Origin of the sequence: Georgenia sp. Z1491 (assembly GCF_049856175.1) — a bacterium.
Lineage (GTDB): Bacteria > Actinomycetota > Actinomycetes > Actinomycetales > Actinomycetaceae > JB111.
The window spans coordinates 21573-47903 of sequence record NZ_JBNDNA010000018.1; the positions used below are offsets into that span (position 1 = coordinate 21573).

At 70.4% G+C, this 26331-nt stretch carries 28 protein-coding genes and 1 pseudogene; 19 read left to right on the plus strand and 10 right to left on the minus strand.

What is annotated here, in order from left to right:
• Positions 1 to 52: 52 nt before the first annotated feature.
• Positions 53 to 751, minus strand: a complete 699-nt coding sequence (locus ACPYO4_RS14585) for a TetR/AcrR family transcriptional regulator (protein WP_425709978.1) — start codon at positions 749 to 751, stop codon at positions 53 to 55.
• 137 nt (positions 752 to 888) lie between these two features.
• Between ACPYO4_RS14585 and ACPYO4_RS14590 the strand changes: the two genes are divergently transcribed.
• The 11 genes from ACPYO4_RS14590 (at position 889) to ACPYO4_RS14640 (ending at position 11619) form a co-directional block, all read left to right on the plus strand.
• A complete protein-coding gene (locus tag ACPYO4_RS14590) occupies positions 889 to 2226 on the plus strand; it encodes an MFS transporter (protein WP_425709979.1) in 1338 nt (445 codons plus the stop codon).
• Between the two features lie 308 nt (positions 2227 to 2534).
• Entirely contained in the window at positions 2535 to 3170 is a 636-nt protein-coding gene (locus ACPYO4_RS14595; protein ID WP_425709980.1) for a nucleoside/nucleotide kinase family protein, read from the plus strand.
• A gap of 412 nt (positions 3171 to 3582) precedes the next feature.
• Positions 3583 to 4476 (plus strand): GntR family transcriptional regulator YhfZ, encoded by an 894-nt coding sequence (gene yhfZ, locus ACPYO4_RS14600; RefSeq protein ID WP_425709981.1) that lies wholly within the window; start codon positions 3583 to 3585, stop codon positions 4474 to 4476.
• A 23-nt stretch (positions 4477 to 4499) separates the two neighbouring features.
• Positions 4500 to 4898 carry a hypothetical protein gene (locus ACPYO4_RS14605; RefSeq protein ID WP_425709982.1) on the plus strand — a complete coding sequence of 133 codons (399 nt, stop codon included), beginning with the start codon at positions 4500 to 4502 and terminating at the stop codon, positions 4896 to 4898.
• Positions 4895 to 5257: a DUF2620 family protein gene (locus ACPYO4_RS14610; RefSeq protein WP_425709983.1), complete on the plus strand. Its 363-nt coding sequence runs from the start codon at positions 4895 to 4897 to the stop codon at positions 5255 to 5257. Before ACPYO4_RS14605 ends, ACPYO4_RS14610 begins: the two co-directional genes overlap by 4 nt.
• Positions 5258 to 5259: 2 nt before the next feature.
• Positions 5260 to 6657 carry a YhfT family protein gene (locus ACPYO4_RS14615; RefSeq protein WP_425709984.1) on the plus strand — a complete coding sequence of 466 codons (1398 nt, stop codon included), beginning with the start codon at positions 5260 to 5262 and terminating at the stop codon, positions 6655 to 6657.
• A gap of 2 nt (positions 6658 to 6659) precedes the next feature.
• On the plus strand, positions 6660 to 7595 hold the full coding sequence (locus ACPYO4_RS14620; protein ID WP_425710006.1) for a phosphotriesterase family protein: 936 nt from the start codon (positions 6660 to 6662) through the stop codon (positions 7593 to 7595).
• Entirely contained in the window at positions 7592 to 8722 is a 1131-nt protein-coding gene (locus ACPYO4_RS14625; protein ID WP_425709985.1) for a hypothetical protein, read from the plus strand. Before ACPYO4_RS14620 ends, ACPYO4_RS14625 begins: the two co-directional genes overlap by 4 nt.
• Positions 8712 to 9887 carry an alanine racemase gene (locus ACPYO4_RS14630; protein WP_425709986.1) on the plus strand — a complete coding sequence of 392 codons (1176 nt, stop codon included), beginning with the start codon at positions 8712 to 8714 and terminating at the stop codon, positions 9885 to 9887. The genes ACPYO4_RS14625 and ACPYO4_RS14630 overlap by 11 nt, the downstream gene beginning before the upstream one ends.
• Positions 9884 to 11137 (plus strand): phosphopentomutase, encoded by a 1254-nt coding sequence (locus tag ACPYO4_RS14635; protein ID WP_425709987.1) that lies wholly within the window; start codon positions 9884 to 9886, stop codon positions 11135 to 11137. Before ACPYO4_RS14630 ends, ACPYO4_RS14635 begins: the two co-directional genes overlap by 4 nt.
• 83 nt (positions 11138 to 11220) lie before the next feature.
• Positions 11221 to 11619 carry a hypothetical protein gene (locus tag ACPYO4_RS14640; protein ID WP_425709988.1) on the plus strand — a complete coding sequence of 133 codons (399 nt, stop codon included), beginning with the start codon at positions 11221 to 11223 and terminating at the stop codon, positions 11617 to 11619.
• A gap of 286 nt (positions 11620 to 11905) precedes the next feature.
• Here the strand turns inward: ACPYO4_RS14640 and ACPYO4_RS14645 are convergent.
• A pseudogene (locus ACPYO4_RS14645) lies at positions 11906 to 12268 on the minus strand (hypothetical protein); the annotation flags it as partial.
• 13 nt (positions 12269 to 12281) lie between these two features.
• Positions 12282 to 12512, minus strand: coding sequence for a hypothetical protein (locus ACPYO4_RS14650; protein WP_425709989.1), 231 nt, complete (start codon positions 12510 to 12512; stop codon positions 12282 to 12284).
• A 163-nt stretch (positions 12513 to 12675) separates the two neighbouring features.
• Here ACPYO4_RS14650 and ACPYO4_RS14655 point away from each other — a divergent pair, with 163 nt between their 5' ends.
• Together ACPYO4_RS14655 and ACPYO4_RS14660 are read left to right on the plus strand one after the other, a co-directional pair.
• A complete protein-coding gene (locus ACPYO4_RS14655; protein WP_425709990.1) occupies positions 12676 to 13293 on the plus strand; it encodes a hypothetical protein in 618 nt (205 codons plus the stop codon).
• On the plus strand, positions 13290 to 13886 hold the full coding sequence (locus ACPYO4_RS14660) for a hypothetical protein (protein ID WP_425709991.1): 597 nt from the start codon (positions 13290 to 13292) through the stop codon (positions 13884 to 13886). The genes ACPYO4_RS14655 and ACPYO4_RS14660 overlap by 4 nt, the downstream gene beginning before the upstream one ends.
• A 31-nt stretch (positions 13887 to 13917) precedes the next feature.
• Here the strand turns inward: ACPYO4_RS14660 and ACPYO4_RS14665 are convergent, their stop codons facing one another.
• Entirely contained in the window at positions 13918 to 15057 is a 1140-nt protein-coding gene (locus ACPYO4_RS14665) for an acyltransferase family protein (RefSeq protein WP_425709992.1), read from the minus strand.
• 87 nt (positions 15058 to 15144) lie between these two features.
• On the opposite strand from ACPYO4_RS14665, the gene ACPYO4_RS14670 reads away from it, so the two are divergent.
• Positions 15145 to 15525, plus strand: a complete 381-nt coding sequence (locus tag ACPYO4_RS14670; RefSeq protein WP_425709993.1) for a sterol carrier family protein — start codon at positions 15145 to 15147, stop codon at positions 15523 to 15525.
• Positions 15522 to 16028 carry a hypothetical protein gene (locus ACPYO4_RS14675; protein ID WP_425709994.1) on the plus strand — a complete coding sequence of 169 codons (507 nt, stop codon included), beginning with the start codon at positions 15522 to 15524 and terminating at the stop codon, positions 16026 to 16028. The genes ACPYO4_RS14670 and ACPYO4_RS14675 overlap by 4 nt, the downstream gene beginning before the upstream one ends.
• A gap of 110 nt (positions 16029 to 16138) precedes the next feature.
• Here ACPYO4_RS14675 and ACPYO4_RS14680 read toward each other — a convergent pair whose 3' ends face one another.
• The 5 genes from ACPYO4_RS14680 to ACPYO4_RS14700 form a co-directional block, all read right to left on the minus strand.
• On the minus strand, positions 16139 to 16717 hold the full coding sequence (locus ACPYO4_RS14680; RefSeq protein WP_425709995.1) for a PIN domain-containing protein: 579 nt from the start codon (positions 16715 to 16717) through the stop codon (positions 16139 to 16141).
• 28 nt (positions 16718 to 16745) lie between these two features.
• Positions 16746 to 17180: a helix-turn-helix domain-containing protein gene (locus ACPYO4_RS14685; protein WP_425709996.1), complete on the minus strand. Its 435-nt coding sequence runs from the start codon at positions 17178 to 17180 to the stop codon at positions 16746 to 16748.
• Between the two features lie 162 nt (positions 17181 to 17342).
• On the minus strand, positions 17343 to 17621 hold the full coding sequence (locus ACPYO4_RS14690) for a hypothetical protein (RefSeq protein ID WP_425709997.1): 279 nt from the start codon (positions 17619 to 17621) through the stop codon (positions 17343 to 17345).
• A gap of 112 nt (positions 17622 to 17733) precedes the next feature.
• Complete coding sequence (locus ACPYO4_RS14695) at positions 17734 to 18393, minus strand: DUF3800 domain-containing protein (protein ID WP_425709998.1); 660 nt, start codon at positions 18391 to 18393, stop codon at positions 17734 to 17736.
• A gap of 245 nt (positions 18394 to 18638) precedes the next feature.
• Positions 18639 to 19469, minus strand: coding sequence for an IclR family transcriptional regulator (locus tag ACPYO4_RS14700; protein WP_425709999.1), 831 nt, complete (start codon positions 19467 to 19469; stop codon positions 18639 to 18641).
• 254 nt (positions 19470 to 19723) lie between these two features.
• Here ACPYO4_RS14700 and ACPYO4_RS14705 point away from each other — a divergent pair, with 254 nt between their 5' ends.
• From ACPYO4_RS14705 to ACPYO4_RS14715, 3 genes are read left to right on the plus strand one after another with little or no spacing between them, the layout of a single operon-like run.
• Positions 19724 to 21379 carry a flavin-containing monooxygenase gene (locus tag ACPYO4_RS14705; protein ID WP_425710000.1) on the plus strand — a complete coding sequence of 552 codons (1656 nt, stop codon included), beginning with the start codon at positions 19724 to 19726 and terminating at the stop codon, positions 21377 to 21379.
• Between the two features lie 25 nt (positions 21380 to 21404).
• Positions 21405 to 22400: an ABC transporter substrate-binding protein gene (locus tag ACPYO4_RS14710; protein WP_425710001.1), complete on the plus strand. Its 996-nt coding sequence runs from the start codon at positions 21405 to 21407 to the stop codon at positions 22398 to 22400.
• 35 nt (positions 22401 to 22435) lie between these two features.
• Positions 22436 to 23317, plus strand: coding sequence for an alpha/beta fold hydrolase (locus ACPYO4_RS14715; protein WP_425710002.1), 882 nt, complete (start codon positions 22436 to 22438; stop codon positions 23315 to 23317).
• 63 nt (positions 23318 to 23380) lie between these two features.
• Here ACPYO4_RS14715 and ACPYO4_RS14720 read toward each other — a convergent pair whose 3' ends face one another.
• A complete protein-coding gene (locus ACPYO4_RS14720) occupies positions 23381 to 24367 on the minus strand; it encodes a WD40/YVTN/BNR-like repeat-containing protein (protein WP_425710003.1) in 987 nt (328 codons plus the stop codon).
• 238 nt (positions 24368 to 24605) lie between these two features.
• On the opposite strand from ACPYO4_RS14720, the gene ACPYO4_RS14725 reads away from it, so the two are divergent.
• Positions 24606 to 26331, plus strand: a 1726-nt coding sequence (locus ACPYO4_RS14725; RefSeq protein ID WP_425710004.1) for a polysaccharide biosynthesis protein, incomplete at its 3' end; no start/stop codon positions are given.

Below are 26331 nucleotides of genomic sequence, written 5' to 3' on the forward strand. Positions count from 1 at the left end.
ATCCCCTCACTCGCGGGGAGGCAGTCCGCTCTCCCGCGGGGAGGAAGTCCCCTCACTCGTGAGGGGGTGGTTCGAGGCGCGCGACGACGGCGTCGATCGTCGCCCGCACCACCTCGGGGTCTGGGCGGTTCGAGCGGAAGAACGCGTGCACCGTGAAGCCCTCGACCAGGGCGTCCAGCGCCTTGCGCGTCGGCTCGGCGAAGTGCAGGGCGAGGGCGTCGGAGGACATCTGCGTCCACTCGTTGCGCAGCGCCCCGACGGCCGGGTCGTGGTTGCCGTAGGCGTACAGCTCGAGCATGGCGGTGGTGTCGCGGGGCGTGGAGTACTCGTCGTCGGAGATGAGGGCGGCCAGCGCCGTGCACGCCTCCTCCTGCGACCGGGCCCCCTCCATCGCCGCGCGGAACTGGCTGGTCATCGTGCGTACGAGCTGCCGGAACGCCTCCTCGAAGATTTCCTCGAGCCCGTCGAAGTAGTAGGTCATCGACCCCAGCGGCACGCCCGCACGCTCGGCCACGGCGCGGTGCGTCGTCCCCCGCACGCCACCCTCGGCGATCGAGTCGAGGGCCGCCCGCACGATCCGCTCGCGCCGCTCGGGGTCGTTCGCCCCGCGCCTGCGCCCGCTCGCGCCGCCCGGGCCCCGTCCGGGCGCGGCTGCCTTGCTCCCTCCGCCCGCGCCTCCCGAGCCCCGTCCTGTCGCGGCCCCCGTGCCCCGTCCTGTCGCGGCCCCCGTGCCCCGTCCTGTCGCGGACATCTCATCCTCCGGTCGTCGTCGGCCGTACCCTCGTCCCGCTCGTCAGTGTACATTTGTCCGCGAAACATGTACGAACGTACACGAATGGCGAAGCGAGCACGCTGCGCGCACGCGACGAAGGTGCCCTAGGAGGTTGTATGTCCGAGGTGATCGCCCGCCACGAGTCGGGGGTCGGCCGTCGACGGCTGGCGCTGCTCGCCCTGTTCCTCCTGCCCGGCCTCGCCATTTCGTCCTGGGTGACGCGCACGCCCGCGATCCGTGACGCGATCGGTGCCTCGACGGCCGAGATGGGCCTCGTGCTGCTCGGCCTATCGGTCGGGTCGATGGTCGGCATCCTCGCGGCGGGCCCGCTGGTCACGCGGTTCGGCGGGAAGCCGGTCGTCGTGGTCGGGATGACGCTGCTCGTCCTCAGCATGCCGACGATCGGCCTCGGCTCCGCCCTCGGTGAGCAGTCCGTCATCACCGCGGGCCTCGCGCTGTTCGGCGCCGGCATGGGGTCCGGCGAGGTCGCGATGAACGTCGAGGGCGCCGCGATCGAGGAGCTGACCGGGCGCTCGTTCCTGCCCGTCATGCACGGCTGCTTCAGCCTCGGCACGGTGATCGGCGCCCTGCTCGGCATGCTCGCCACGTGGGGCGGCTTCCCGGTCGGCGTCCACCTCGTCCTCGTCGGCGCCGTCGCGCTGGTCGTCGCCCTGGCGAGCATGAGTCTCGTCCCCGGTGGTACGGGTCGGGTCGACCCCGCCACCCGGGCGCTCACCGCCGCCGGGCCGCGCGTGCGGGTCTGGAAGGACTCCCGCCTGCTGCTCATCGGGCTCGTGGTGCTCGCGATGGCGCTCGCCGAGGGCACCGCGAACGACTGGCTGCCGCTGATCATGGTCGACGGCCACGGTGTCGATCTTGCCCTCGGCTCCGCCGTCTACGCCGTGTTCGCCGCCTCGATGATGGTGGGGCGCTTCGCGGGCGGCGCGATCGTCGAGCGCATCGGGCGCCCGGTCGTGCTCGCCGGGAGCGCGATGTCCGGCGTCGTGGGTCTCGGGCTCGTCGCGTTCGTCGACAGCCAGCTGGTGGCCGGGCTCGCCGTGGTGCTGTGGGGCCTGGGCACCTCGCTCGGCTTCCCGCTCGCACTGTCCGCGGCCGGCGACTCCGGGCCGGAGCCGGCCTCGCGCGTCGCGCTCGTCTCGACGGTGGGCTACCTCGCCTTCCTCGTCGGCCCCCCGGTGCTCGGCTTCCTCGGGGAGGAGGTCGGCCTGCGCAACGCGCTGATCGTCCCGATGGTCGTCCTCGTCGGCGCCGCCTTCCTCACGCCAGCCACCGCTCGTCGCGGCGCCCCCGACGACGACGCGCCCACCTCCCGTACCCCTGGCGCCGGGGAGGGCGGCGCGCCTCGCGCGGACGGGGGCCACGGTCCCGGCACGACGACGTCGCACGCCGGCTCGGGTGAGTCCCTCGCCCCGGTCGGGGCTCGCCGGGAGTGAACCGGCTCGCCCGGAGTGTCGCGGCTCCCCGGGAGTGAGGCGGCTCGCCGGGGGTAGCCGGCGGCGGTCGGGTGCGGGGCGGGCGTGCCGCGGGGGACCGGGTTGTTCGTTCCGCGCTCCGCTGTCGATTGCGGTGTCATCGATAGCTTCGCTGTCGATATCGCCGTGATCGACAGCGGCGGTCCGGGAGGCGATCCCCTCCGCCGCGTTCCGCGTGACGCAGGATGGTGCGGTGACCATAACGACGAGGCCGCAGCCCCGCGGCTGCCCAAGGGTTGATGGCCCCGCCGCGAGATCGGCGCGGACCGGTGTCTGACGCGCTGGTCGAGAGCGCGGCGCGGCTGGCCCGGGAGGGGCAGGCGCGGTCCGGACGCCGCCCGATCCTCGGCATCACCGGCGCTCCCGGCGCGGGCAAGTCGACCCTCGCCGCCTCGCTCGCGGAGGGCCTGCGGGCGGGGGGCGTCGTCGTCGGGATCCTCCCGATGGACGGCTTCCATCTCGCGGACGTCGAGCTCGACCGGCTGGGGCGCCGGGCCCGCAAGGGCGCGATCGACACGTTCGACGGTTGGGGCTACCTCTCCGTCCTCGAGCGCGTGGCGGCTGCCCCGGACCACATCGTCTACGCGCCGGGGTTCGAGCGAGAGCTGGAGCAACCGATCGCCGGCGCCGTGGCGATCGAGCCGGACGTCGACCTGGTCATCACCGAGGGCAACTACCTCCTCGCCGACGACGCACCCTGGGACGCGTTGCGCGGCGTGCTCGGCGAGACGTGGTTCGTCGAGGTGCCCGACGCGCTGCGTCGAGAGCGCCTCGTCGCCCGGCACGTCACGTTCGGCAAGAGCGAGCAGCAGGCGCGGGACTGGGTCCGCGACGTCGACGAGCCCAACGCCCGGGCCATCCAGGCAACGCGTGACGCCGCCGACCGAGTGGTCGAGGTCGGCTGAGGGGCTGGCTCAGTCAGGGTCTCGGGGCGATCCGCTACTTTCGCGTTCCGTAGGGGGGCCGATTCGTCGGCTTGAGCGAGACGCCGAGGTTGGACGCCATCGACTGAACGGCGCTCTCGGACCGTCCGAGCTTCAGTCCGATCACTCGTGTGGGCGTATTGCCTCGGGCGAGGGCTGAGAGTTCCTGCTTCTCGGTCGAGGACCATGGCTTGCCTGAGTTGCGTGTCGATTTCGACATGTGACCACCTCGATCTTGATCCTGCCGGGTGGGTCTGACATCGAGCCCGCGTCGGCTCCCCCCGTCGAGGTGCGTCCCTCGGTTGCGGCTGTCCGCGGTGGCAACGGACGCGCAGCCCATTGATTAATCCAGGATCCTGGATATTCTCTCTCCGTGGTGTCGACGGAGATTCTCATGACGCGCGTCGGGTACGTGGTCTCACGCCTGGCGGGCGAGCTCGCCGCGCTCACGCCCGGTGACCGCATCCCGAAGGTCGACGACCTCGCTGAGAAGCTCGACTGCGGCCGCGGGACGATCCAGGCCGCCTTCGCGGTCCTCGAGGAGGCTGCTGCGCTGCGGCTCAAGGCTCGTGGGCGGCTCGGCACGTTCGTCGAGGCGATCGACCACCGCAACCTCTGGGAGCTGTCCGGCCGGCGCTCAGCCTCGCTCGCGATGCCACTGCCGTACACGCGTCGGTACGAGGGGCTTGCCACCGGCCTCCAGGCTGCCTTCGACGACGGCGCCATGCCGCTGACGCTGTCCTTCATCCGCGGCTCGGTCGCCCGGGTCCGCGCGCTGCGCGAGGGGCGCGTCGACCTCGCCCTCGTCTCCGCCCTGGCAGCCAGCACCTTCGGCGATGTCGAGACCGTCCACGACTACGGCCCCGGCAGCTACGTCGCGGCGCACGCCGTCGTCGTCCGCCGCGGTATGGACCCCACGGACGCAACCTTGAGGGTCGCGGTCGACCCGAGCTCGGCCGATCTCGTCGACCTGGTGGCCCGCGTCTTCCCGGACCTCCCGGCGGAGCGACGCATCGAGATGTCCTACAACCACCTCGATCGCGCGTTCACCGACGGGGCCGTCGACGCCACCGTGTGGAACGCCGACGAGATCGGTTCGCACATCTCCACGCCCATCGACCTCCACCCGCTGCCCGACTCGGTGGGCGACGCGAACACACGCGGCGTCGTCCTCCGTCTCGCCGGCGACACCCCGATCTCGGTGGCCGTGCTCGACGCGCTGCGCAGCGACCGCGTGCTGGGCATCGCTGACGACGTCGTCGCCGGACGCGCGATCCCCACCTACTGATCCCCGCCCCCAAGGAGTCCCGAATGCATCCCACGGTCACTGCCCGGCTCGACGTCTACCGATCCATGGACACGGTTCCGGACGCGGTCGTCGACGCCGTCGCCGACGAGGTCGACCGCATCGATCCCGGAGGGGCCCTCGACGACGAGGCGGTCGGCTCGTTCGTCTCCCACCTCGTCAGCGCGCTCGCCAGGGCGGTCGACGGCGACACGTCCGTCGAGCAACCCGTGGAGGCCGTCTACGACGAGGTCAGACGCACCGTCCCCGACGCCGACTCACGAGCGAGCGAGCTCGCCGCCCGCGTCTCCGAGCGCCTGTCGGTCGACGTCCCCGAGCCCGAGCGGCGCTTCGTCGCGATCCACCTGGCGGTCATCGACCAGCACCAGACGCAGCACCAGTCCCAGTCGAAGGAGACATCATGAAGATCATCGTCGGAGGCGTGGCGAAGTCCGCCGTGGCCGATGCCCTGAAGCCGATCCTGCGCGAGACCGACTCGGTCGCGGTCGGCAGCGACATGGATGCGGCGATGAAGCTGCGCTCCGGTCAGGCCGACTACTTCCTCGGCACCTGCCACACGGGCGCCGGTGCCAGCCTCGGCGTGCTCGTCGGGCTGCTCGGCACGAACAAGTGCCACACGTTCGCCCGCCGCGTGCCCACGTCCGACGACGTCACGGCCGCCGTCGAGTCCGGCGTGCAGGCGCTGGGCTTCTCGGTAGACCAGGTCGAGGTTGCAGCGCCCACCATCTACCGCGCGCTCGTCGCGCACGACGAAGGACGTTGACCATGGGCACCGTGATGCTCTCCGCTCCGCAGGTGGGGATCAGCTTCGAGGTCTGGCAATCCGGCGTGGTGCTGGCCGTATCGGCGATCGCCGCCGTCCTGGCCCACTACGCGCTGGCCGTCTTCAACGACGGCGCCCGCCCGTTCATGCTCGACTTCATCCAGGGGCGCACGAGCAGGGCAGCGACCGCCACGATCATCTTCGGCCTGTCCGCCGGGTTCATCTTCGGCCTCGGCGCGCCGATGGCCCTGTCCACGGGCGTCCTCAACCCGTGGCTCATCTTCCTGCCCGCCGAGATCCTCGGCCTCATCGCTCCCTGGCCGTGGCTCGCCGCGGCGCTCGGCCTGAGCTGGGGCGCGATCTGCGCGTTCGGCCTGTCCACGGTCAACAACGCCGCGCAGCAGCTGCCGATCGACTTCATCACCGCCCTGCAGCAGATCGGCACGCCGATCCTGTGGCTGTTCGCCATGTTCCCCGTCATCGCCGTCGCCCAGCAGTTCGGCAAGATGCGCGGCGCGATCACGTTCGGCGTCGAGGCGGTGGCGATCGTCGCCACGATGAAGCTGTGGCCCACCATGTTCGCCGGTGCCATCGCCATGGCCCTCGGTGTGGCGATGCTGCTGGCCTTTGCGCTGACCAAGGACCGCACGCGACGGGCAGCCGAACAGAGGGAGCTGGCGTCCCAGGGCGCGGAGGCGATCGATGCGGCCCGGGCGTCGAAGGCAGCGGAGGCCGAGGCGGTCGACCAGCTCTTCGGCCCCAACGCCGAACGCCTGCGCCGCGGGCTGCCGTGGCTCGCGATCCTCGGCGCCGGCGTCGCCGCTCTGTCCGCGACCCACGTCTTCGCCGGCGGCGAGGCCACCTCCTTCCTCATCGCCGACGGCAACGTCACCGAGGCGGCCCAGGTCGACTTCTACCGGGCCTTCGGCTTCATCCCGCTCATCGCGACGACGGCGCTCGCGTCTGGTGCCTACGCGATGGCCGGGTTCACCTTCGTCTACCCGGTCGGCTACCTCACCGGCCACTGGGTCGACAACCCGGTGCTCGCGATCGCCATCGCGGCGGTCCTGGGCGCGGCGATCTTCGCCGTCGAGGTCTTTGCCCTGTCGGCCCTCGGTCGCTGGCTGCAGCACTGGCCGTCCGTGCGTGACTCCGCCGACCACATCCGCAACGCGATCCACGAGTCGCTGCACCTCGCGATCCTCGTCGGCTCGCTCATGGCGGCGCTCGCGATGGGCGGCGGGCTGGGCGTGTTCATCGTCGGTGGCCTCTACCTGCTCAACGACGCCATGGGCCGGCCCGTCGTCCGGATGGCCGCCGGTCCTGCCGCGGTGATCATCGGTGGCGTGGTCCTCAACCTGCTGTACCTCGTCGACCTCTTCGCACCGGTCGCCGCGTGAGCATGCCCGGCACGACGACGATCCGCACCGTCTCGGGCCCGGTGGCCGCCTCGGCGGTCGCCGGCCCGGTCCTCGCCCACGAGCATCTCGCGCTCGACCTGCGCACGGGCGACGACGCCGAGGGTTTCCTCGCCCACGAGGACGCGGTCACCGCGGAGCTCGCACGGGCAGCCGACGCGCACGGACTGGCGCTCGTCGTCGACCAGACGGCGCGCGGGATGGGGCGGGACGTCGCCGTCCTCGCCCGGATCTCCGCCGGCTCGGGGGTCGACGTCGTCGCCGCCACCGGCTGGTACTACGCGAGGTTCCATCCGGACGGAGAGCCGGGTGACGACGTCGGGAGGGCGACGGACCTCCTGCTCGCCGACCTGCTCGAGGGCATCGACGGGACCGGCATCCGGGCGGGCGTGGTCGCCGAGATCGGTACCCACGCCGAGGAGCCGACACCCGCGGAGTCGATCGGTCTGCGTGCCTCCGCGCGGGCCGCCTGCCGCGCCGACGTCTCGCTCGCCACGCACGCCCACCTGGGCACCGGCGCGCGCGCCCAGCTCGACCTGCTGCTGAGAGAGGGCCTCGACCCCGCCCGGATCGCGATCGGCCACCAAGACCTCAGCGCGGACGAGGACCAGCAGGACGAGCTGCTCGCCGCCGGCTGCTACCTCTCCTTCGACACGGTCGGCAAGGAGTCCTACCGCCCCGACGACGCCCGCCGCGCCCGCATCCTCGCGCTCGTCGAGTCCGGGTACGGCGGCCGGCTGCTCCTCAGCAACGACATCTCCCGGCACGCCTACCTCGCGTCCGAAGGAGGCCAGGGCTACGGGCACGTCCTGGGACCGTTCGCCGACTCGCTGCGATCCTTGGGGCTGGAGATCGACGACATCGACAGGCTCTACCGGCGCAACGCGCTCCGCTGGCTGACGGGGGTGGGGACCAGATGACCACGAGACCAGAGCTGCCGGCCACAACGCCGCTGCCCGTGATGGACGCGGACGGAGCGTTCGACCTCCAGCAGCGGCTCGTCGAGGCGATGTGCGAGGAGATGCCGGGCGCTGCGCCGTTCGAGGCCGACGCCGGCGTGCGCCCACCGCTGGGTCGACCCGGAACGACGGCCGGCGTCGAACGCGTCCTCGCCCGCGCGTTCGGCGGAAAGGCGGCGTGCCTCGTCCAGGGCGCAGGGACCGGCGCCATCCGCACGGCACTGTCCGCCGGGCCCTGGCGGTCGGGCGTCCGCCGTCTCCTCGTCCACGATGCCCCGGACTACACGACGACGGCGCAGACCTTCGCGGACGGGTGCGTCGAGACCGTGCGGGTCGACATGGGCGACGACGACGCCCTGCGGGCGGCGCTCGCCGGCTCGGGCGACGACGCCTGGGTCTACGTCCAGCACACGCGCCAGAGGCTCGAGGACGCGTTCGACCCAATGGCGGTCGTGCGTCTCGCGGTGCAGCACGGCCGGCGCGTGATCGTCGACGACAACTACGCGGTCCTGCGCACGCCGAGCATCGGCGTCGAGCACGGGGCCGCTGCCTCGGCCTTCTCGCTGTTCAAGCTGCACGGGCCGGAGGGGGTGGGCGTGGTGGTCGGGGACGCTGACCTCGTCGACGCCGCCCACGCGGCCAACTACTCCGGCGGCGGCCAGGTCCAGGGCCATCAGGCGCTCGAGGCGCTGCGCGCGCTCGTCACCGTCCCGCTCGCCTGGGCTGCGCAGGCCCGGGAGGCCGCCCGGCTCGCCGAGCTCCTCGACGCCGGCCACGTGCCGGGCGTGGTCGGCGCGCGGCTCGCGAACGCCCAGGACCTGTGCGTGGTGGCACTGCTCGAGGAACCGGTCGCCGACGCGGTGCGCGCGGCGGCCGCGCAGCTCGGTGCCGCCCCGTACCCGGTGGGCTCGAACTCGCGCTACGAGATCGCCCCGATGATCTACCGGCTGTCCTCCTCCGCACTGGACTCCAGGCCCGACCTGCGGGAGTGGACGCTGCGCATCAACCCGATGCGGGCGAGCGCCGAGCTCACCGCCCGTCTCGTGCGTCGCGCGCTCGACCAGGTGGGGGGACGCCATGTTTCTTGACGCGTTGCTCCGGCGAAACCCGCTCCTGGTCGACGCTGCCGCCCAGCTGCACGCCGACGGTCGGGTCGAGGCCGATACCTACGTCGTCGACGCCGATGCCGTCGAGGCCAACGCCGCCGCCCTCGCGAGCGTGGCCGCGGAGCACGGGGTCACGGCCTGGTTCGTGGTCAAGCAGCTCGGGCGCAACCCGGCGCTCGCCGCCCGGATCGCCCGTCACCTGCCCCGCGCCGCGGCCATCGACCTGCGGGAGGCTCGGGTCCTGCGTTCGGCCGGCGTCGAGCTGGGCAACGTCGGGCACCTCGTACAGATCCCGGTCCGTGCCCTCGACGAGGCGCTCGCCTGGCGCCCGTCGCACGTGACCGTCTACGACCGCGCGAACCTCGCGGCCGTGGCTGCCGCCGCGGAACGCGCCGGGATCGTCCAGGACGTGCTCCTGCGGATCGCGGGGGATCCAGCTTCGACCTACCCGGCGCAGGAGGGCGGCATCGACCTCGCGGACGTGGCCGTACTGCTCGAGGAGTCCGACCGGATGGCGGCGGTGCGGGCCGTCGGCGTCACCGGGTTCCCGTGCGTGCTGCTCGCCCCGGACACGGGGGAGCCGCGGCTGACGCCGACCGGTGAGCTCGTCGAGGCTGCGGCAGGCGTTCTTCGCGACCGGGGGATCGATCCGGTGGTGTCGATGCCGAGCCTGTCCAGCTGCTCGACGATCCCCGTCCTCGCTGCGCACGGCGCCACCCACGTCGAACCCGGGCACGCGCTGACCGGCACGACACCGGAGCACGCCCGCCGCGACGACCTCCCCGAGGTCCCCGCCATGGTCTACATCTCCGAGCTCGCACGCACCGAGCCGGATGCGGCTGTACTGGGCGGCGGCTTCTACGCGCGCGGTCACGCCGAGCACGCGCTCATCGACCCGCGCGGCGCCGCCGTGCGGGGGCGCCTGATCGGCACCCCGCCGGAGAACATCGACTACTACCGACGCCTCGGCCTCGAGGCGGGCGACCGGGAGCGGGTGCGGCTCGGCGACACCGCCGTCATGGCGTTCCGGACCCAGATCTTCGCCACGCGTTCCCGGGTCGCCGTCGTGTCCGGCGCCGCCTCAGGCACTCCGGTGATCGACGGGATCTACGACAGCCTGGGTACGCGGATCGAGGCCGGACAATGACGGTGACGATCCTCGTCGTCGACGGCCTGGGCATCGGAGCCATGCCGGACGCCGGCGAGCTGCGGCCAGGCGACGTCGAGGCCGACACGATCGGCCACGTGGCCGGCTGGTCGCTGCGCGAGCGCGGTCGACCGCTGGACGTCCCACATCTGGCGGCGCTCGGGCTGGCGGCGCTGCGCCCGGACCTGGGGGAGACGGTCGAGGCTGGGACCGGGGACGGCCCGACCGGGCTGCCGGCCAGCCTGCGCGCGATGGCGTACCGGGTCGCCCTCGGCTACCCGGGTGCCGACACGTTCGCGGGCCACCAGACGATGATGGGCGCGGACATGTCGCACGTGGTGCTGTGCCCTCTCGCGGACCGGATCGACGCGGTCGCGGCCGCGCTGTGGTCGGCGGGCCACCGTGTCGAGCGCCTGGACGGGCAGGCGCTGCTCATCGTGGACGGAGCCGCGCTCGTCCACGACAATCTCGAGGCCGACCCGGGCCTCAACTGGAACGTCTCGTGCCGGCTGGACGACCTGCCGTTCGAGGAGATCGTGGCGATCACCCGCGTGGTGCGCGGCGTCGCGCCGGTGGCGCGGGTCATCGCGGTCGGCGGGCGGTCGGACGGTCCGCTGGAGGAATTTGTGCGTGACGGCGACTTCGGCGTGGTCGGGATGGACACTCCTGCGTCGGGTTTCTACCGCAACGGCGGGCTCGAGGTGCTGCATCTCGGTGCGCCGATCGATCACTCCAGTCAGCTCCCGCAGGTGGCCGCGGCCCACGCGAAGCAGGTGACCCTCATCGGCAAGGCTGCGGACATCCTCGAGTGCGACCTTCCGGTGGAGAGGCGACCCGGTGTCGACACCGCCGACGTCCTGCGGTGGACGCTCGAGGCGCAGGGGCACGCCGATCTCGTGGTGGCCAACGTGCAGCAGACCGATCTGGCAGGGCACCAGCAGGACGTGGGGAGATATGCCGACCTGCTCGAGCAGGTGGACCGGGCGCTCGTCGAGCTGACTGCGGGGCTGAGCGGCGAGGACCTGCTCGTCGTCACCGGGGACCACGGCAACGACCCGACTATCGGGCACGGATATCACACGCGTGAGTACGTGCCGGCGCTCGTCGTGGAATCACGGTCCGGGACCGACCGCGGAACGGAACGGAGCGCGGCGTCGGCAGCCGCTGACCTTGGGTCGCTCCGTGAGGTCGGTGAGCTGTCCGCCCACCGGTTGGGAATCGACGAGCCGGGCTCGGTCCGCCGCGCATAGACCTCAGAGCCAGGTCAGGTTGGACTCATATTCCAGTCGAATCGCTGTCGTTCTTACGGCAGCGCACCGGAGGGAGTTCCGTCATGGTGGCCGCACGCTCGGCGCACGGCAGCCGATCCGTTGCCTCCTCGAACGAGGGCAGGCAGCGTCCGGAGGACTGGACCGTCGCCCAGATCGTCGAGCATCTGAGCGACAACCTCGGTCCGAAGGTGGTCGCCTACATGGTGGGCAAGAGCCCCCAGACCGTGTCGCGCTGGGCCGAGGAGAAGCAGCGTCCCCCGCAGCCTGACGTCGAGCGCAAGCTCCGCGGCGCCCTCCAGATCTTTCAGCATCTCGTTGAGCGGGACTCTCGGCACGTCGCGCGCGCGTGGTTCATCGGCATGAATCCGCAGCTCGAGGACCGCAGCCCCACCGAGGTCATCGCAGACGGAGACGTCCGTGCCGCGATGGCTGCAGCTCGCGCGTTCTCCACCGGGGGATGAGCCCTCGCGAGCCCCGCACGGTTGACGCCCCGGACCAGGTGTGGCGCGCGGCCCGGTTGGGGATGGGCGACGAGCTGCGGAGCCCGACCCACGGGTCCCGGGTCCCCCTGCTCGGGCCGAGCGTCGGAGCTTGCGGGTCCATCGTCGATCGCGCCGCACTCGCCGCAGCGGCACCTGAGTGGGTGCTGGCTGTCGGGGCGCGAGGCTGCTCGGCAGGGGTGTTGTTGTCCGGCGGCCGCTACTGATTTCGGTGTGGTCGTTAGCTTCGTTGTCAATATCGGTGTGATCAACAGCGTCGTCCGACGACGAACACCCCTGTCCGCCGCGAGGAGCAGCCTCGCAGTCGGGTGGGAAACTCTGCCCCGCCTCCGATGACGGCAGCCGGTGTTACTGAACGTGCGTCCGCAGCGGGTTGACGACTGTGACGCCTCGGAGGACGGACCCCTCGGCGAGGTCCTCCGTCCAGAGCTCCGCGCAGCCCGCTTCGCTCGGCCGGGAGTGCGGGCGCGAGCTTTCGCGTGAGAACGACATACAGCTCGAGGAGGACCTGTGTGCTGACGACGAAGTCCCGGTCCTCACCGATCGCCGCTCGAGCGGCTGCCTGCTTGCCGGGCGAGGCCGAGTCGTAGAGGTAGGCGAGGATGTTGGTGTCGAGGAAGACCTCACACGTCGTAGAGGTCGTCTCGACGCCATCCGCGCTCGCCGTCTCCGCTCGCCGAGTCGTGCTCGAGCGCCATTGCGAGGAGGGACTCGATGGCCGAGGTGTCGTCGGCGCGCGCGTACCGCTCGAGGACGTCCGACAGGTACTTGTTGACGGACTCGTTGCGCTGCAACGCGCGAATCCTCGCCCGACGCAGCACGTCGGGGTCGACGGAGAGAGTCAGCGTGACCACGCCAACCAGTGTGGCACTGGTCCAGTGCTGAACGAGCGACTGCGTCAAGCAGAAGTCCGCTCACTCGCCGGAGAGGGGGTCGCCAGAGAGGGGGTGGGTGGGGACCTCTGACGGGGGAGCGCTGCCACTACGCAGGACTCCGCGCACCTCCTACTGTCAGGCCATGACGCCGCCCCCGACGCCCACGCGCCACCGATGGCGCCAGCCCGTGCTGGGCCTGGCCGTCGGGATGGTGTGCGCCGTCGTCGCCTTCCTGCTCCTCGGCCTCGTCCGCGACGCCCGGGCGGACGAGCACGTCACCGGATATCGCCTGAGCGACGAGGACGCGCTCGCGCCCGGCCCGGTCTCGCTCGTCTCGGTGCGGGACGTCCGTCAGCCGTCGTCGGTCCCAGGTCTCGCAGCACCGACGGGCGACCGCTACATCACCCTCGTCGTCGCGATCGAGGGCGACGTCGGCGCTACCGCAGACACCCCCACCGACACCCCCACCGACGACGACACCCCCACCGACGACACCCCCACCGAGGAGTGGATCGACCTCGACGGCCTGGAGCTCACCCTCTACGCCGTCGACGACTCGGGCGAGCGCGAGGAGCTCGTCCCCACCGACCGCGGCCGGCGCACGCTCGACGGCATCGGCGGCGAGGTCCGCAGCATCGACCCGTACTGGATCCGCGCCGGCTACGAACCCCCGTCCGGCGACGCCGAGCACTACGAGATGGACATCGTCGTCGACGGGGAGCAGTACACGCTCGCCGCCCGCACGGAGGAGCAGGAATGACCGACGACGACGCCCCCACCCCCGCCCCCACCCCCGCCCCCACCCCCGCAGCCGGAACGCGAGCCGCCACCTCCCGCACCCTCTTCTGGGCCACCGCGACCCTCACCTTCGTCCTGGCCCTCACCGTCCTGGTCCTGCTCCCGCGTGGCGGCGCAGCGGCACCGGCCGCCGCGGGCGAGGAGGTGAGCGCCGAGCTGACGGACGGCGTGACCGTCACCGTCCTGCCAGAGCTGCGGGACCTCGGCTGGCGCGCGGCCTCCTCGACCCGCCCGTACGCGCTCGACCTCCGCCTGACGATCACCAACGACTCCGAGGACCTCTTCCCGCGCTGGTACCGCGTCGAGGTGTTCGAGGCCAGCAACGTCGTCGAGGGCGAGGACCTGGGGGAGCGGCTGACCGGCAGCCTGCAGACCGCGCACGTCCCCGCGGGCGGGCAGGCGTCCACCGACCTGTCCTACTTCCACGACCGGCCGTGCGGTGAGTTCGTCGCCCGGATCTCCTACCGGCTCACCCTCGAGGCCGACGACGAGCAGACCGACGTCGACATCCCCATCCGCGTCGGGGACGAGGAGTGCCTGGCCGAGCGCGAATGAGTACGCCGACCTGGCCCCGTCGGGCGCCGGCTCACCCGCCTCTGGGTACCACCGGCTGCGTCCCCCGCGCCCGCAGCCACCTCTCGGCCGGGTGCTCGACCAGCGAGTACAGCGCCCACGCCGCCGCCTGGGACAGCGCGAGCAGCGCCACCCACTCCAGCGCCACGCCCACCCCGGGCGAGGTGAGCCCGAGCCCGTCGGGCACCACGTGGTTCCACGCCCGGATGACGGGCTCGTGGACGAGGTACCAGGCGTAGGACCACGCCCCGAGCCGGATGGACACGCGGTCGCGCACGAGTGTGGCCCGCCCGTCGATGTCGTGCTGCGCGGCGGCCACGATGAGCAGGGCGAACACCGGCGTCGACCACCACTGCGACCCGGAGTACGGCCCGAACCCCGCCTCCCCGCCGGAGACCCGCTCCCACGGCACCATCGCGGCGTGGAAGGCGACCACCAGCACCACGGCCGGCCAGTACCCCACGGGGGAGCGCCCGCCCCGACGCACCACCACGGCGCACAGCACCCCGATCACGAACTGCACGAGCCGCGACGGCGGGAAGTAGTCGAGCCAGAACCCCTCCCAGCCGACGGTGCCGAACACCCACCACAGACCGAGGAGCACGACGCCGCACCCCACCCACAGCGCCCCTCGCCACCGCCTGCCAGCCGCCGCGATGGCGAGGAGCGCGGGGAAGAGCAGGTAGAAGAAGGCCTCGTCGCTCAGCGACCACGACGCCGGGTTCGCCCCGTCCTCCCACAGCGGGTGCCAGGCCTGGAGGAAGAGGAACGTCGTCGCGGACTCCCACACCCCCGGCAGCTCGTCGATCCACCAGTAGATCGCCAGCGAGATCGCGCCCGTCGCCGCGACGAGCGGCCACAGCCGCGCGAACCGCCGCCACATGAAGACGCCGAACCCCACGGGTCGGTCGAGGTAGGTCCACGCGAGCACGAACCCGGACAGGACGAAGAAGAACGTCACGCCCGTGCGGCCGAACGCGGTGAGGTAGCTGAGCACCGGCACCTCGCCGACCTGCGCGCTCAGGTGGTACATCACCACGAGCAGCGCCGCCCAGAACCGCAGCCCCGTCAGCGAGTGCAGGCGCGACGGGAAGTCACGCCCGACGGCAACCGCGCGCCCGCCGCCCCCACCGGTCCCGCTCGCACTCGACACGAGCGGACACGTTACGGGCGCGCCGCCCGCGCCGCAGGATCGGCGGCCCGGAGCACCGCCCACCGAGCGGCCACCTACCCTGGACCCATGCCCCGACGCCGCATCGACCCCACGATCGGGCTCGCCGCCGTGCGGGCCTGGCAGGAGGACCCGGACTCGATGTCCCGGGCCGACCTCATGACGGCGGTGCGGTTCACCCTCGAGGAGCTGGCGATCTCCTCCCCGGGCGGGGCGCTCGAGGTGCGGGTCCCACCGGCCGGCGCGGTCCAGGCCATCGCGGGCCCGCGGCACACCCGGGGCACACCCCCAGGCGTGGTGGAGACGGACCCGGCCACGTGGCTCGCGCTCGCGAGCGGCGACCTCGACTGGGGCACGGCGGTGAGCGAGAGTTGGGTCTCGGCATCGGGGGAGCGGGCCGATCTCGGCGCGTGCCTGCCGCTCGTGCGCCGGGGTAGGTTCAGCCAGTGACGCAGCACGACCCCTCCGGCACCTCCGGCGAGCCGGAGCACCACGCCCCCGACGACGACGCGCCCCCGCCCGCCGCCGACCCCACGGCGCGCACCGAGGACCTCGCGGGTGAGAGCGACCAGGCCGCCGAGTCCGACGCCGACGCCCCGGACGACACCTCCGACGCCGAGCCAGAGCCCGAGCCGACCCGAGCGACGACGGTCGGCCACGTGCGCGCCGCCCCGCGGTACGGCCGGTTCATGTGGACCGGGTTCCTGCTGGGGATCCTCGTGAGCATCTTGCTCGTCGTGTTCACGGAGGGCCAGTCGTTCGGCGACGACTACGCCGACGACGTCGGGGGCAGTCAGTTCTTCACCGATCGCCTGAGTGATTCGAACGCCATCGGTCTGCTCGTCCTCACGCTGGGCCCGCTGGGCATCCTGCTGGGTGCGTTCGTCGCGTACCTGCTGGACCGCCGCTCGCTGCGCCGCCGCGAGCGCGCGACCAGGGGGCTCACGGAGTGATCGCGAGCATGGTGTGTGCCCGTTCGGCCGTGGAGTCTCTGCCGGATAGTTGGTGAGAGCGTGACCCGCACCGGGTCGCGGCCCCGACGATGCTGGTTGACGCGAACTCGTCAATCGATCAGGTTGGGCGCCACCAAGGCTCGGCAGTGTGCGTGGACCCGATCGGCAAACTCGTCGCAGCCCGCCTGCGCCAGTGCATGCCAGATCGATCGTGGGTTCATCTTCGCCCGCCAGTAGTTGAACTGCTTCAGCGCGACAGCCTGGACGATCCGAGGCGTCGAGTCATCGACAAGGCAGAAGAACTCGTCTGGAGTACTGATCTCGTAGCGGTCGTCTTCGATCTTCAGGTAGGACGAATCGTTGGTGAGGACGAGATCGATCTCGCCCGCGACGGCCGCGGCATGGATGTGCCCGTCGTTCGCGTCGGCCCCGGCGAAGTCCGATAGGTGCGGATACTCGGCGATCACGGTGTCAGTTGACTCGCGGAGCAGTTGCGAGAGGCGGTGAATCACTGCGCCGTCGACTCCCCGATTGTTCCGCCTGAGGTGGTATGTCACTTCGGACACGATGTCTTCGGTGGTGTGGAGCGTGAACATTCCGCCACCCGAGGCGTCACGAAGGAGGAACAGCCAGTCACGAACGGTCTTGCTGTTGAGGACATTGCTGTCCGGCAGCACCTTCGTGATCACCCATCCAGCGTAGCTGCCGACGCCGACGTCACTCCCGAATGCCGTGTTCCTCTTCCAGGTCGCGCAGCTCGGCAAATGCGTCGCGCTGGCGGCTCGAGCGTGCCGACCGGAACTCGACAACGTCCGCTGATCGCAGTCGAGTGTGCGAGCCGACCTGGTGGCTTGCCAGGTCGCCGTTGCGAATGTGCTTCATGAGGGTCGGGCGCGAGATGCCGAGCATCCGGGCCGCCACCGTCGTCGACACGACTTCGGGCACGGACTGAAAGGTGACATCTGCGCCAGAGGCGATCGCCTCGATCGCCTGCCGAAGGAACTCCGACAGGGCGGGCTCCAGGGTGACGGCGTCGCGACCTCGTGCGGAGGTGATCATCTCGAGGGTCTGTCCGTCACGTGGTGGCAGCTCCGAGACGAACTGCCGCGCCTCGCTGCGCACCTCGTCGGAGACAGTCATGGTGTCAGGCACGGTCGCTCCTCATCTCCACAACGCCGCTCGCTCTGCGTGCCGTGGACCAACAGTGTCCAACTTTGCACTCGTAAGTGCAACCCCGGATCGACTCCGCGAGGGACCAGATTGGCGCGCCCGAAGGCCGCGCGCACCGCTCGGCAAGAGAAGGCGCAGCTGCCGCTACCAGCTCGCCCCGCCGTCGGCGGACACGAGCGTCTCCTCGCCCGCCCACAGCCACATGGCGTCGCCTGCGCCGGCCACGGCGGTCTGACCGGCCTCGGGGTCGGCGCCCTCGGCGGACCCGGCGAGCTCGACACCACTGGAGCGTGAGTCCGGCGACGACGATGCCGTGCTTCTCGGGCCGGGTATCCTCGCGAGCATCCTGCTCGGTGCGTTCGTCGCGTACCTGCTCGACCGCCGCTCGCTGCGCCGCGGCGAGCGGGCGACCCGCGGGCTCACCGACTGGCCTTCGGACGTTCCGCGCGACACCGTGCTCGTCGTATGCCACAGTTGAGGCGCCGGCGACAAGAGGCCAGCGCGATCTCTTCCCTTGAGGGGATAGCCGGCGCACTCATGCCACGCCCCATGGCCTAAAGATCGACTTCACCAGTGGAGCTACGTCCTCCTCGTAGTTCTTCAACGGTGCGCCACGTAGATGGCGGTGGGCGGCCCACAGGGCATAGTCAGCGACCTGCAAGCCCCATGACGTCGCCGCCGGCCACACGCACAACGTGATTTGTTGGCTCATCTGGCTGACGACGTCTCGAACTGCCGCCATCGCCGCTGTCTTGCGCGCCTTGGTGCCGATCGACCCGGTGACGACGTACAGGTGATCCTCAGGACGGGCGACGTTCTCGCAGATGTGCCTGAGGTGCAGGAACCAGGCGTATTTGTGCATCCACATCTCGCCGCGCTCCTTCACGTCGGGGTACGCACCAGACTTCAGCAAGAAGGTCGTGTCGATCCGCGGTCGCTGGTCACTGAGCAGGGCAAACATGCTGTTGCGGACTTCCCAGGTGTCGTACTTCGCGTGAAAGCCCTTCGACATGTCGATGCCTCGACCGGATAGCGCGGCGCGGAGGACGTGACCGTCCCTGATCTCCAGGCTGTGATCTCCCTGGAAGATTGCCGAGCCGAAGCCGAAGTAGTCGCTGGCGCCGTCCTTGCCTGCCCCCGCGTAGTCGAGGTTGCCGGTCTCGTCGGCATAGACGAAGACGTCGGCGCCGTTCATGTGCGGGCGTCCTGGTTGGTCCGCGCGCAGTCGTTGGTGATCACCCTGCGAGTATGAGTAACACGCCCGACGTGATGACGCGCAGCCGTTGAGTCGGATCACGCAGGGCACTCGAGGAGGCCTGATGTGCAGGCGGCCACCCAGCCTGCGCGACCATGAAGCCGCTGCCGTTCGCGGTGCGGATGTGCGAGTTGACAGCCCCGCGTGCGGGCGAAGCCAATTGCTGGTCATTCTCTTGACGTCGACTATTGCTGCTGCCCACCGTGCGCGTCGGACGTCCCTTGCCGGACCATGTATTCGAGGAGCAGTAGCTCGGGGTCGCGCGTGCGCTCGGTATGCAGCGCTCGGCTGATGCCATGCGCGGTGGCACGCACCGCTGGGCGAGCGTTGTCAGCCAGAGCGCTGTCGCGCGGAACGAGGACCGAGACCGCCGCGACGACCTCGTCGTGCTGATCGCGGATCGGGGCGGCGAGTCCCGTGACGTCCGGGTGGATCCATCCCTCGATCGCGCACACGCCGGAACGGCGACCGGCCTCGATGGCCGCCCAGATGTCATCGGTGCGGGTCGGGGACGCGGAGGTGAGCGGCCGAGGGATCGCGCCGAGGATGGCCTCCCGCTCGGCGTCGGTCCCGAATGCTGCGAACACGATGCCGGCGGAGCAGGTGGCAGCCGGAAGCCTCCCGGCCAGTTTGAGGATGCTGATGGCAGTCGGCTCGGGCGCTCGGAGATTCTCGATGTAGACGACGTCTGTTCCTCGGAGGACCGACAGTTGCGTGTGCTGCCGGACGGCTGATTGCAGCCCCTCGAGGAACGGCAGCGCGCGGTCCCGGAGTTCGGTCTGGGGTGAGTTGCGTACGGCCAGCTCCCACAACCGCAGCCCGATCCTGATGCGCCGTGTGTCGGTCCGTTCCAGGAGCTCCCACCGAATGAGCTCATTGACGATCCGGTGAGCGCTCGGGATCGGCAGACGACTGGAGCGCGCGATCGCAGCGACGCTGAGCTCCGACTCGTCGCTCTGAAACGCCTCGAGGACTCTGACGACGCGTGAGATCACGGACTCTCCGGGCGTGGCCATGAGCAAGATCCTTCCGATGAGTGAGAGGTTCTTTTCCTGCGGGTAGTCCCTACGCAGAAAGGGTATCGCTCAGCAAGAGATTGGGTGGCGCGGCCTCGGTTCGACAGGGATGCTCACGGCCAAGTAAGGACGCGCTATCCCCGTCGTGAGCAGGCGGCGCACGAAGCGTGGCCGGTGAGTCACAGACAACCCGTCGGAGAGTGCCGCGCGCAGGGCGGGGTGGCGCTCAGAACGCAGAGCGAGGAGACGCAGTGGTGGGAGAACGGGATGGCACGTCCGGGGCACCGACGCCAGAGGTCGACGTCCTCGTCGTTGGAGCTGGTCTGTCCGGGCTGTACTCGCTGTACAGCCTGCGGAAGGCGGGCTTCACCGTCCGGGTGCTCGAGAGCGGCGACGACGTCGGCGGCACCTGGTACCACAACCGGTACCCAGGAGCTCGGTGCGACATCGAGAGCCTCGACTACTCCTACTCCTTCGACGAGGACCTCCAGCAGGAGTGGACGTGGAGCGAGCGTTATGCGAGCCAGCCCGAGATCCTCTCCTACCTCCGGCACGTCGCCGAGCGGTTCGACCTCCGCCGCGACATCGAGCTCCGGACCCGCGTCGACCACGCCTCGTGGCACGACGCCATCGCCCGCTGGTCGATCTCCACGGACGACGGTTGGTACTACTCGGCGCAGTTCCTTGTCCTCGCGACCGGGGTGCTCTCGGCGGCCCAGTTGCCCGACATTCCCGGGCTGTCCGAGTTCGCCGGCGAGCGCTACCACACCGCCGACTGGCCGCACGAGGGAGCGGACCTCACGGGCAAGCGGGTCGGTGTCATCGGCACAGGTTCGTCGGCCACTCAGCTCATCCCGCTCGTCGCCGAGGACGCTGCACACCTGACGGTCTTCCAGCGCACACCCAACTTCGTGATGCCGGCGCAGAACCACCCTCTCGACGACGAGTTCCAGAACCGCTGGAAGGCGAGCTACCCCGAGCGGCGCCGTCACGCGCGCACCACCAAGAACGGTCACAACCAGCCGAGCAACGTCGCCCGTGGAGCGGACGTGAGCGCGGCGGAGCGGCGGGCCGAGTTCGAGAGCCGCTGGCAGTCCGGCGGGCTCTACATGATGCGCGCCTTCACGGACATCCTCACGAACCCGGACGTCAACGCCGAAGCAGGCGACTTCGTGCGGGACAAGGTTCGGAGCATCGTCGACGATGAGGAGACCGCCGAGCGACTGCTCCCGCCCCGGGACCTTCACCTCGGCACGAAGCGCCTCTGTTCAGGCACGAACTATTTCGAGACGTTCAACCGGCACGACGTCTCTCTCGTTGACCTCAGGTCGACGCCGATCGGCCGCGTCGTGCCCGAAGGCCTCCGCACCGCCGACGGCGTGGTCCACGAACTTGACGCCCTCGTCCTCGCCACCGGGTTCGACGCCATGACCGGGTCGTTCGTACGAATCGATGTTCGTGGCCGCGACGGCCAGACCCTGCGCGAGAAGTGGTCTCACGGCCCGCGCACCTACATGGGTGTGATGACCCACGGGTTCCCCAACCTCTTCGTCATGGCCGGCCCGCAGACGCCGTCGGTCTTCAGCAACATGGTGACGCAGGCGGAGATCCACGTCGAATGGGTGACCGCGTGCCTCGAGGCGCTCCGGAGCGCGGGTGACACCACCATCGAGCCCACCCTCGAGGCCGAGGACGGCTGGGTCGACCACGTCAACGACCTCGCCGCATCGACTCTCTACGGCAGCTCGCGGCATTCGTGGTTCTGGGGAGCCAACACACCGGGCAAGGCGCGGGTCTTCGCCCCCTACGTCGGCGGCATCGACCGCTACCTCGCCACCGTCACGGAGTCCGCCGAGCACGGCTACTCCGGGTTTGTCCGCCGCGGTCTGTCGACCGCGGCCCACCGATAGCCCGACGACAACAAAGGAGACAACGATGTCTGCTCGAACAGCTTCTACGATCGCAGTCCTCGCGGCCACGGCTGCCCTCGTCCTCGCGGCGTGCGGTGACGAGGATGCTGGAGGGAGCGCGGACGCCGAGACCCCCTCCGAGGGAGCCGACGACGCGCTGCAGCAGGTCACGGTCGGCGTGCAGCCGTTCGCGGAGCTCGCGCCCTTCTACATCGCTATTGAGGAGGGCCTCTTCGCCGAGCACGGCATCGAGGTGGAGCCCTTCCCCGCCAGCCAGGGCGCGGAGCTCATCACCGCCATGGTCGCCGGCGACGTGCCGATCATCTACGCCAATCACTTCAGCTCCCTGACCGCGGTGGACCAGGGGCTCGACGTGCAGATCTTCCGGGAGAACGACCGGGGCGAGTCCCAGGCGCTGTACGTGCTCCCGGACAGTGAGTTTCAGGAGCCGGAGGACTTCGAGGGAGCCTCGATCGCGGTGAGCGGTCTAGGGAACGTCATGGAGATGACTGCTCGGGCCGTCCTCGAGCACCACGGCGTGGATCTGAGCACCGTCGAGTTCGTCGAGCTGCCGCCGCCGAACATGCAGGCGGCGCTCGAGCAGGGCCAGGTCGACGCGGCCTGGCTGGTGGAGCCGTTCATCTCGTTCGCCTCGCAGGCCGGGGCAGTACCAGCGGTCAGCGCCTTCGAGGGACCGACCGAGAACGCGCCGGTGGCCGGGTGGGCGACGACCAGCGCCTACTTCGGCGAGTCCCCAGAGGTGGTAGCGGGCTTCGCCGCCGCGATCGATGAGGCCATGCAGATCGTGGCGGAGGATCCGGAGGCTGTCGCGGACATCATCCCGACGTATACGGAGATGAGTGCCGAGGTCGCGGCCTCGCTCTCGCCGATCGGCTACGCGATCGAGAGCGATCTCAGCGACCTCTCGGTCGTCGAGGAGCTGCTGCTCCAGTACGACGTGATCGGTGGCTCGGTCGATCTCGGCTCGCTCGTTCTCGACCCGACGACGGGAGGAGAATGAACTCCCAGGTGGAGAGCCCAGGCACCGCGCGACCGATGACGGACCGGGAGCCGGCCGTGCACGAGCGGGCGATCCGTATCGGTGGCGTGACGACGCGGTACCTCGAGGCAGGCGACACGGGGGCCCCGCCGTTGCTTCTCCTGCACGATGGTGCCTGGGGCGGGGCCAGCGACGTCACCTGGGGCGCAAGTCTCCCGAGGCTGGCGCAGGACTTCCACGTGCTCGCCCCGGACTTCCTCGGCTTCGGCGGGAGCGACAAGGTCACGTATTTCGACCGGTCGACCTATAGCCCACGGATCGAGCAGGTCGAGGCGCTCCTCAGTGCGCTGCTGGTTGAACGTCCGCACGTGGTCGGCAGCTCCTACGGGGGATCGATCGCCCTGCGGATGCTTGCGGAATCGTCCATCGAGCCCCGATCGGCGGTCTCGATCGGCGGGACCGGTGGCCCCTGGAAGACCCGGACGCTCGTCGAGGACCTCGGCCGGTGGGACGGTACGGAGTCGGATCTCGCCCGCGTGCTGCGGTACCTGATGGACGAGCGGCATCCGGACTTCGAGGCGCAGTTGGCAAGACGGTTGAGGTGGGCGACGGCGCCGGGGCATTTCCGCGCGGTCGCCTCGGCTGTGCTTGCGCTCCCGGAGCCGCTGCGTCTGCGTGTGGAGGACCCGTGGCCGGGCACCCTGCGCGGCGTGGACACGCCCGTCCTGCTGGTGCAGGGCACGCAGGACGAGCTCTTTGAGCCCGAGTGGACGACCGGGATCGCAAGCCTGCTCGAGGACGTTCAGGTGGTCCGTATGGACAGCCTCCACTCACCCAACCTCGATCACCCCGAGCAACTGGTCGGCCTGATCCGTACGTTCATCGGCTCGGTGGAGCGAGTGCCTGTCGACGTGCGCAGTCTCCATGGCGGCGAGTAGCCAGGACTTTCACCACGGCGGCACGTCGCCGCAGATGAAGGATGACTGGCCGCTTCGGTCGAGCTACCAGCTCGCCCCACCATCGTTAGACACGAGCGTCTCCTCGCCCGCCCACAGCCACATGGCGTCGCCCGCGCCGGCCACGGCGGTCTGACCGGCCGCGGGCTCGGCACCCTCGGCGCAGCCGACGGGGGCGGTCGATCCCTCGACGCCGGCCGTCCACAGCTGCGTGCCCTCGCACCCCTCGGCGGACCCGGCGAGCACGTAGCCCTGCAGGGTGAGCCCGACGGCGACGGCGCCGGTCTCCTCGGCGGTCGTCGTCCAGGAGGAGCCACCATCGGTGGAGACCGACAGGCTCCCGTCCGTGCACAGCAGCGCCGCACTGGCGTCGTCGAAGCCGGCCAGCCCGGCAACCTCGCAGGGGGCCTCGACCTCGCCGACGGTGGTGCCGAGCACCGCACGGTCACTGGGGTCGATGTACCAGGTGCCGTCCACGAGCTCGGGCGCCTGTTCCCAGTTGTTCCCACCATCCACGGAGCCCGCGTAGACGGGCGCACAGTCCGGGTCGACCCCGCCGACGGCGAAGACCGCGGTCGGGGTGATGGCCTTGAGGCGTGTGACAGGGGCGAGGCCGGTGTCGGTGGGGGACCAGGTGGCCCCACCGTCGGTGGTGAGCTCGACGGTGCCCGGGTTCTGGCAGTCACCGACGACGGCGCGCCACGCCACCTCCCCGTTCGCGCTCGCGAGGAGCCGTTCAGCAGGTACCGGAAGGGCCGCCTCGACGGGGCCGTCCGACTCGGACTCCGACGGAGCCTCTGCCGTCTCACCAGGGGTTTCGCTCGCGGACTCGTCCGGCCCGTCGCCCTCGACCCCCGAACCAGACGACGACTCCTCCGGTGACGTTCCGACGCTCGGCGGGACGTACTCCCCGGCCTCGCCCGACGCACTCGCCGGATCGCGCAGCAGCAACAGCACGATCAGAACAATGTTCAGCAGGACGAGGACACCGATCAGCGCGTACGTCACAGGCCTGCGCACGCGGGGAGACATGCGGAGAGCATAGGGGACGCCGCAGCGGCGGGTAGCACTTTGGCCAGCGCTGGCACCGATTGCGGGGTGTGGGCCGGGACAGTGACACGCGCGGCACTTTCATGCATCTCAATCCGTCCGGGGTGAAACCGAGGGTGATTACGATGGCACCGTCCGTGTTCCACAGGGGGCTTCGCTGAAATTAGGGGCGCACGAGCGCATGGTGATGAGTAGTCCGGTCCCCCGCAGGCTGGTGAGAGTGGCCTGGGACGTCCTGAGCTGGGTCCTGGCGATCGGTGCGATCGTGCTGACCCGGTACGACTTCTACCTCGAGACGGACCAGTGGAACTGGGTCGCCGTCTACGCGCTTCTCGCCTGTGGCCTGCAGGTCGTCGTGGGCGCGGTCCTCAAGATCTACCTCGGGCGCTACCGGATCGGGAGCTTCGACGAGATCCTCGGGCTCGTCGTCAGCGTCGGCATCGTCATGTTTCTCGCTGGATCCACCTTCCTCGCGATACGTCCGTTCGGCGACTTCCCCAGAGGAACGGCGATCCTTGCCCCGCCGCTGGCGCTCCTGCTCATGGCCGCAGGCCGATGGGGCTACCGCGCGTGGCAGACCAACTCACGCGTCGTTCCCAAGGACGCCGAGCCGACCCTCATCTACGGGGCGGGCGACGCCGGCTACCAGCTCGTGCGCCTGCTCAAGATGGACGACGCCTCGCCGTTCCGACCGGTCGGACTCATCGACGACGACCCCAGCAAGCGCAACCTCACCCTCGCGGGCGTCCCCGTGCTCGGATCCCGGGCGCAGCTCGCCGATGCCGCCAAGGCCACCGGTGCGACAAAGGTGGTCATGGCCATCTCCCGCGCAGAGCCGGAGATGCTCCGCGAGGTCTCCGCCCTCGTCGAAGACGCGGGACTGCAGTTCCTGCTGCTCCCCCCGGTCAGCCAGATGGTGGGCGGCCGCGTGAGCGTCGCGGACGTCAAGGAGCTCGACATCGCCGACATCCTCGGTCGGCGGCAGGTCGACCTCGATCTCGACTCGATCGCCGGCTACCTCACTGGGAAGCGCGTCCTCGTCACGGGTGCTGGCGGCTCGATCGGCTCGGAGCTCGCGCGGCAGGTGCACCGCTTCGGACCGGCGGAACTGGTGCTCCTCGACCGCGACGAGTCGGCCCTGCACTCGGTCCAGCTCTCGATCTACGGTAAGGCACTCCTCGACACGCGGGACGTCGCGCTCGTCTCCATCCGCGACCAGGAGTCGCTCCAGGATGTGTTCGACGCACATCGTCCCGAGGTGGTCTTTCACGCGGCCGCGCTCAAGCATCAGCCACTTCTGGAGATGTACCCCGAGGAGGGGTGGAAGACGAACGTCCTCGGTACCCTCAACGTGCTGCGAGCGGCCGAGAAGGTCGGTGTGCAGCAGTTCGTCAACGTCTCGACGGACAAGGCCGCAGCTCCCGTGAGTGTCCTGGGCAACACCAAGCGCGTGGCGGAGCGGCTGACCTCCTGGTTCGGGGAGACCGCCGACGGCACGTACATCTCCGTCCGCTTCGGCAACGTCCTCGGCTCGCGCGGCTCGATGCTGCACACGTTCCGCGGCCAGATCGCGCAGGGCGGGCCCGTGACGGTGACCCACCCGGAGATCACCCGCTACTTCATGACGATCCCCGAGGCCGCGCAGCTCGTCGTCCAGGCCGCAGCGATCGGTAACGACGGCGAGGTGCTGGTGCTCGACATGGGGGAGCCGGTGAGCATCCTCGATGTTGCCGAACGCCTCATCGCGGCCTCCGGCAAGAAGATCGACATCGTCTTCTCTGGGCTCCGTCCCAACGAGAAGATGCACGAGGTTCTCATGAGCGACACGGAGACGGCGACGCGTTCCAACCACCCGCTGATCTCGCAGGTACCGGTGCCTGCGCTTGCGCCGTCGACTCTGAAGTCCGTCCACCGCGCGTCGTTCGATCCCTCCGCTAACCAGAACG

What these genes read in the sequence shown, in the direction of transcription:
- ACPYO4_RS14590 (WP_425709979.1), top strand. Translation starts at nt 889, where the DNA reads ATGTCCGAGGTGATCGCCCGCCACGAGTCGGGGGTCGGCCGTCGACGG.
- ACPYO4_RS14640 (WP_425709988.1), top strand. Translation starts at nt 11,221, where the DNA reads ATGGTGGCCGCACGCTCGGCGCACGGCAGCCGATCCGTTGCCTCCTCG.
- ACPYO4_RS14630 (WP_425709986.1), top strand. Translation starts at nt 8,712, where the DNA reads ATGTTTCTTGACGCGTTGCTCCGGCGAAACCCGCTCCTGGTCGACGCT.
- ACPYO4_RS14660 (WP_425709991.1), top strand. Translation starts at nt 13,290, where the DNA reads ATGACCGACGACGACGCCCCCACCCCCGCCCCCACCCCCGCCCCCACC.
- ACPYO4_RS14615 (WP_425709984.1), top strand. Translation starts at nt 5,260, where the DNA reads ATGGGCACCGTGATGCTCTCCGCTCCGCAGGTGGGGATCAGCTTCGAG.
- ACPYO4_RS14610 (WP_425709983.1), top strand. Translation starts at nt 4,895, where the DNA reads ATGAAGATCATCGTCGGAGGCGTGGCGAAGTCCGCCGTGGCCGATGCC.
- ACPYO4_RS14635 (WP_425709987.1), top strand. Translation starts at nt 9,884, where the DNA reads ATGACGGTGACGATCCTCGTCGTCGACGGCCTGGGCATCGGAGCCATG.
- ACPYO4_RS14710 (WP_425710001.1), top strand. Translation starts at nt 21,405, where the DNA reads ATGTCTGCTCGAACAGCTTCTACGATCGCAGTCCTCGCGGCCACGGCT.
- ACPYO4_RS14655 (WP_425709990.1), top strand. Translation starts at nt 12,676, where the DNA reads ATGACGCCGCCCCCGACGCCCACGCGCCACCGATGGCGCCAGCCCGTG.
- ACPYO4_RS14670 (WP_425709993.1), top strand. Translation starts at nt 15,145, where the DNA reads ATGCCCCGACGCCGCATCGACCCCACGATCGGGCTCGCCGCCGTGCGG.
- ACPYO4_RS14695 (WP_425709998.1), bottom strand. Translation starts at nt 18,393, where the DNA reads ATGAACGGCGCCGACGTCTTCGTCTATGCCGACGAGACCGGCAACCTC.
- ACPYO4_RS14700 (WP_425709999.1), bottom strand. Translation starts at nt 19,469, where the DNA reads ATGGCCACGCCCGGAGAGTCCGTGATCTCACGCGTCGTCAGAGTCCTC.
- ACPYO4_RS14585 (WP_425709978.1), bottom strand. Translation starts at nt 751, where the DNA reads ATGTCCGCGACAGGACGGGGCACGGGGGCCGCGACAGGACGGGGCACG.
- yhfZ (WP_425709981.1), top strand. Translation starts at nt 3,583, where the DNA reads ATGACGCGCGTCGGGTACGTGGTCTCACGCCTGGCGGGCGAGCTCGCC.
- ACPYO4_RS14620 (WP_425710006.1), top strand. Translation starts at nt 6,660, where the DNA reads ATGCCCGGCACGACGACGATCCGCACCGTCTCGGGCCCGGTGGCCGCC.
- ACPYO4_RS14625 (WP_425709985.1), top strand. Translation starts at nt 7,592, where the DNA reads ATGACCACGAGACCAGAGCTGCCGGCCACAACGCCGCTGCCCGTGATG.
- ACPYO4_RS14715 (WP_425710002.1), top strand. Translation starts at nt 22,436, where the DNA reads ATGACGGACCGGGAGCCGGCCGTGCACGAGCGGGCGATCCGTATCGGT.
- ACPYO4_RS14720 (WP_425710003.1), bottom strand. Translation starts at nt 24,367, where the DNA reads ATGTCTCCCCGCGTGCGCAGGCCTGTGACGTACGCGCTGATCGGTGTC.
- ACPYO4_RS14605 (WP_425709982.1), top strand. Translation starts at nt 4,500, where the DNA reads ATGCATCCCACGGTCACTGCCCGGCTCGACGTCTACCGATCCATGGAC.